This is a genomic window from Phenylobacterium sp., from assembly GCF_030697925.1.
Classification (GTDB): domain Bacteria; phylum Pseudomonadota; class Alphaproteobacteria; order Caulobacterales; family Caulobacteraceae; genus Phenylobacterium.
Genome location: NZ_JAUYOJ010000072.1, coordinates 1 through 4,341 on the forward strand (window position 1 = coordinate 1; position 4,341 = coordinate 4,341).

5 protein-coding genes and 1 pseudogene are annotated in these 4,341 nt (G+C 68.6%); 4 read left to right on the top strand and 2 right to left on the bottom strand.

Features of this window, described 5'->3' with window-relative positions; translation table 11 throughout:
- Together Q8Q88_RS07070 and bioB are read left to right on the top strand one after the other, a co-directional pair.
- A partial coding sequence (locus Q8Q88_RS07070; RefSeq protein WP_305674497.1) for a CoA-transferase occupies nt 1-220 on the top strand: 220 nt, incomplete at its 5' end.
- A complete protein-coding gene (gene bioB, locus Q8Q88_RS07075; RefSeq protein ID WP_305674498.1) occupies nt 217-1,254 on the top strand; it encodes a biotin synthase BioB in 1,038 nt (345 codons plus the stop codon). The genes Q8Q88_RS07070 and bioB, both read left to right, overlap by 4 nt.
- A 76-nt stretch (nt 1,255-1,330) precedes the next feature.
- Here bioB and Q8Q88_RS07080 read toward each other — a convergent pair.
- Nucleotides 1,331-2,335 (bottom strand): annotated as a pseudogene (locus tag Q8Q88_RS07080) (TolC family protein); the annotation flags it as partial.
- 53 nt (nt 2,336-2,388) lie between these two features.
- Nucleotides 2,389-3,090, bottom strand: a complete 702-nt coding sequence (locus Q8Q88_RS07085; RefSeq protein WP_305674499.1) for a TolC family protein — start codon at nt 3,088-3,090, stop codon at nt 2,389-2,391.
- A gap of 47 nt (nt 3,091-3,137) precedes the next feature.
- Between Q8Q88_RS07085 and Q8Q88_RS07090 the strand changes: the two genes are divergently transcribed.
- Entirely contained in the window at nt 3,138-3,764 is a 627-nt protein-coding gene (locus Q8Q88_RS07090; RefSeq protein ID WP_305674500.1) for a TetR/AcrR family transcriptional regulator, read from the top strand.
- Nucleotides 3,765-4,000: 236 nt separating this feature from the next.
- Nucleotides 4,001-4,341 (top strand): biotin/lipoyl-binding protein (locus tag Q8Q88_RS07095; protein WP_305674501.1); only part of this gene is annotated, 341 nt, incomplete at its 3' end.

Sequence of the window (4,341 nt, forward strand, 5' to 3'; positions counted from 1 at the left end):
GGTCATGGACCATGTGGAGAAGTCCGGCGCGCCCAAGCTGCTCAAGGCCTGCACCCTGCCGCTGACCGGGGCTGGCGTGGTCGATCTGCTGATCACCGATCTGGGCGTGTTCGACATCAGCCGCGGCAAGTCGCCCCTGACGCTCACGGCCCTGGCCGACGGCGTCACCCTCGACGAGGTCAAGGCCAAGACGGAAGCCCACTTTGAGGTTTACCGTTGACCTCCCCTCACAAGTCCCGCGGCCCTGAACCGCGGCATGATTGGAGCCTGGCGGAGGTCGCGGCCCTGTTTGAGCTTCCCTTCGCCGAGCTGGTGTTCCGCGCCGCCGAAATCCACCGCGCCTGGTTCGACCCCGCCGAGGTGCAGCTTTCGCAGCTGCTGTCGGTCAAGACGGGCGGTTGCGCCGAGAACTGCGGCTATTGCAGCCAGTCCCAGCATTTCAAGACCGGAGTGGCCGCCACCAAGCTGATGGACGCCGACACCGTGATCGCCGCCGCCGCTGAGGCCAAGGCCGGCGGGGCGCAGCGCTTCTGCATGGGCGCGGCCTGGCGCGACCTGAAGGACCGCGACGTGCCCAAGATGGCCACCATGATCTCCGGCGTGAAGGCGCTCGGCCTGGAGACCTGCGCTACCCTGGGCATGATGACCCGCGACCAGGCCCAGGCGCTCAAGGACGCCGGCCTCGACTATTACAACCACAACCTCGACACCGGACCCGACTACTACGACAAGGTGGTGACGACCCGCACTTACCAGGACCGGCTCGACACCCTGGAGGCCGTCCGCGCGGTGGGCATGTCCACCTGCTGCGGCGGCATTGTCGGCATGGGCGAGACGCGCCGCGACCGGGCCGGCCTGCTGCACGTGCTGGCCACCCTGCCCGCCCACCCGGACTCGCTGCCAATCAACGACCTGATGCCGATCCCCGGCACCCCGCTGGGCGGCTCCAATCCGGTCGACGGTTTCGAGTTCGTCCGCATGATCGCGGTGGCCCGCATCGTCTGCCCCAAGACCGTGGTCCGCCTCTCGGCCGGGCGCGAACACATGAGCCGGGAACTGCAGGCCCTGTGCTTCCTGGCCGGCGCCAATTCCATGTTCATCGGCGGCAGGCTGCTCACCACCGCCAACCCGGACAAGGACACCGACGCCGCCCTGATGGCCGATCTGGGCATGAGGCCGATGACCATGGGTGGCCGGGAAAAAGGGAGCGCGTTGCGCCAGAACCCGCCACATGAGGTGATGGGAGTGGCGTAGGCGTCCCACCCGGGTCGCTGATAACCATTGGGCTCGAACCGCTGGCGAGCCCAAACTGCGCATGCCAGTCGGACGCATCAATTCCGACTTCGGCATCGGAGAAGTCTTCCAAGTCGTCGACGCTGCTCATCATGGTCGCCTGAAAGGGCAGGTTCTTGTCGACTTGTCCGGCGTCCTCGCCTCGCCCCCAATAGAATTCCACATCGACGGTCCCTGAAACATGGAAGTGGACCCAGTAGGCCTCGATCTGGGTGACCTTGATGCGCTCGATGTCGACGCTTTCGACCGAGTGCGACGAGGAAAGGATGTCGAGATGGCTGGTGTCAGCCATCACCAGCTCCATCACCGTGCTTTCGTGGATGGTGGACTCGACGGCCTGGGCGACGCGCTGGCGGCAGCTCTCAATGCTCTCGAAGAGCCTGACCAGGAAGCGAAGCGTGCTTTCAATGTGAGGGTCAGCGTCGGCCGGAGCTACGAGGGTGCCTTCCCGAAAAACGGCACCAAGGAGGTCGCCGAGAGCCATCGGTTCGACGAAGGCGCCCTCGACGCCTGCCGCGCCGCCCTCGTAGGCCAACATGGAGAGGTCGCGGGCCCGACCTAGGGCGGCCTCGCTCGCCTCTAGGTCCTGCGCCTGGCGGCTTCGGCGGCTTAGCAGCGAAAGGCTGTCCTCGACCTCGGCGACGGCCCGAAGCACGGTCCCCCGGTAGTCGGCGACAGCCTCGCGAGTGCGTCCTCGCGCGGCCTCTACCCCGCCCCGGACGGCGCCGAAATCGAACAGCCGTCCGGAAAATCCGGCGCTGCCCGAGGCTTGCAGGGCCTCGCTCGTGAAAAGGCCGGCCCCGCCCGTGGAAGGCAGGCCGACCAGTCCCCCGACATTCACCCGTGGGTAGTAGTCGGCGAGCGCCTGCGCGGTGCGGGCGTCGGCGGCCGCGACCCGACGCTCGGCGGCGACGATGTCGGGACGCCGCCGGAGCAGGTCGGCCGGGCCTTCTGCGACTTCTACGCCCGCCGCCGCCGGCGAGTGGCCCCGCCCGAGCTCGGCCTCGGCCTCGGCGCGGCCGGGCGCACGCCCGGCGAGCACGTCGATGCGGTTGAACGTGGCCTCCAGCGCCGGGATCCGCGCGCGCGCGGCCGCTAGGTCCGCCTGGACCTGCTCCGCTTCCGGCGCCGCGGGGCGCCATCCTGGACGCGCAGGCGAACCAGCCGGTCCAGTTCGGCGAGCGTCCGCGTCCGCGCCGTGGCTATCTCGATCCGGCGCTGCAGTTCGCGGGCGCCGATGTAGGCCGTGGCGACCTCGGCGGCGACGGTGAGGCGGGCGCCGGCGACGCCCGCCGCGGCGGAGGCCTTGTCGGCGCTCGCGGCGCGCCGCGCCGCGGCCAGGCGGCCGAAGAGGTCGATTTCCCAGGACGCCGCGGCGTTGAGGCCGTAGGCCTCGCTGGTCCGGTCGTAGCCCGGGAAGGCCGAGGCGATGCGGGCGATCGGCTCGTTCAGGGACTGTCGCTGCACGCCTGCCGAGCCCCCGACGACACCCGACGGGAGCTGAGCGGACCGAGCCACCCTCGAAGCCGCCGCCGCTTGCTGGAGGCGGGCGCTCGCCGCCTCCACGTCCAGGCTCCCGGCCAGGGACTCCTGGACGAGGCGGTCGAGGATCGGATCGCCGAACGCCGCCCACCAGCGGTCATCCGTCGGCGCGACCGCGCGCGGCGCAGCCTGCAGGACGGCGGTATTGCGGTAGGCGGAGGGCAGCTCGGTGAGCGGCGGCGTGTAGGGGGTTGGGCTGGCGCACGCGACGAGCGATAAGGAGCTGGCCAGCAAGAGAGCCAAACGCGAGACCACGGCCTATCTCCTGGCCGACAATATTCTGATGCGATAGACCAGTTTTCATGAAAAGCAAGCCATCACCTGAAGCGACCGCCGCGCGGCGTCCTGGCCGCCCCGCCGTCGATCGCCGCGAGGAGATCCTGGACGCGGCCGAGCGGCTCTATGACTCCATCGGCTTCGAGAAGACGACGATCGGAGACGTCGCGCGCGAACTCGGCATGTCGCCAGCGAACCTGTATCGCAGCTTCCCGAACCGGCGCGCGATAGACGAAGCCATCGCTCGCCGTCAGTTGTCGGTCATCGAGGACGCCGCATGGGATGCGGCCCGCAGCGGCGGTGATCCCGGCGAAGTGCTCAGGCGGCTGAGCCTTGCGGTCCTGCGGGAGACGCGGCGGCTGTCGTTCAGCCAGCAGCGGATGCACCACCTCTGCACCGTCGCCGCGCGCGAGCGGTGGCCCGTGGTGAACGCGTATATGAACGGCCTGCGCGGCGCCCTCCGCCACGTGATCATGGAGGGTCAGCACTCCGGGACGTTCAGCAAGGCCGACCCCGAGGTCCTGGCCGATGCGGTGAACGCGGCGCTGACCAGGGTCTGGCACCCGCACATGATCGAGGTCTTCGCCGACGAGGATCTGGAAGCCACGAGTGATCGCGTCTGCGAGCTCCTCGTCGATGGTCTGCGAAATTAAATGAGCGTTTTGCTCATTTTTTAGCTTTCCAACCGCCAGCCTCGGACCTACTTCTGCGGCATCGACTTGATCTGCAGGAGCGCTAGATGCGCCTCGTTCCACCGCGTTCGGCCGCCTCCCTGATCTTCCTGATGCTCGCCGCGTGCAGCTCAGGTGCGACAGATGCCCCACCGTCGCCGCTCGTACGCACCCTCGTCGTAGGCTAGGCTGAGGCCGCCCCACTACGCTACACGGGTGTGGTTCGCGCCCGGATCGAGAGCGACCTCGGGTTCCGCGTCGGGGGGAAGATCGTCGAGCGCCTCGTCGACCCTGGCCAACGCGTTCGCCGCGGCCAGGCCTTGATGCGCCTGGACGTCACCGACCTGCGGCTGGCGGCGTCGGCCGCCGCCGGTCCTTCCGAGAGCGTTCGCCTTCGAGCGGTCCTAGTTTGCTCCCGCAAGAGTATGTGCCTGCCGCTTTGCAGCCATGTAGCTTACGAACCGCGACGGCGTACGAGGCGTCAACCATCGTGCCCGCACCTTTTCCGTGCGTTCGTTTCCCCAAAGAGGATCTTAACCTGCGCGGCCGCTTCGGTCAG

What these genes read in the sequence shown, in the direction of transcription:
- Q8Q88_RS07090 (WP_305674500.1), top strand. Translation starts at nt 3,138, where the DNA reads ATGAAAAGCAAGCCATCACCTGAAGCGACCGCCGCGCGGCGTCCTGGC.